This is a genomic window from Bacillus cereus group sp. N21 (assembly GCF_016483395.1).
Lineage (GTDB): Bacteria > Bacillota > Bacilli > Bacillales > Bacillaceae_G > Bacillus_A > Bacillus_A pseudomycoides.
Genome location: NZ_JAEHBX010000368.1, coordinates 1 through 259, shown reverse-complemented (window position 1 = coordinate 259; position 259 = coordinate 1). Strand labels below are relative to the sequence as shown.

The following is a 259-nucleotide window of genomic DNA, read 5'->3' as shown; positions in this document are numbered from 1 at the left end:
CCTAAAAAACCGAGAATAAGCATTGCTGGCAGCGTCTGGCTTACTTTTTGAACACCGGCCTCGATTACGAGTTCAGCAATTTGTTCCGGTTTATGAAATGCCATTACCAATTCCTCCATTTTCTCCAAATAAAAAAGCAGCTTCAAAAAACCTCCTGAAAATAAAGGTTTTTGAATGCTGCTTAATGTCTCTGCACATCTTTTACAGAGAGATCAATCATCACTTTTACTATGAAATAGAAAGTCCACATCTCTTGCAC

At 38.2% G+C, this 259-nt stretch carries 1 pseudogene; it reads right to left on the bottom strand.

Annotated elements, in window-relative coordinates:
* Nucleotides 1–104 (bottom strand): annotated as a pseudogene (locus JDS96_RS31220) (formate/nitrite transporter family protein); the annotation flags it as partial.
* Nucleotides 105–259 lie beyond the last annotated feature (155 nt).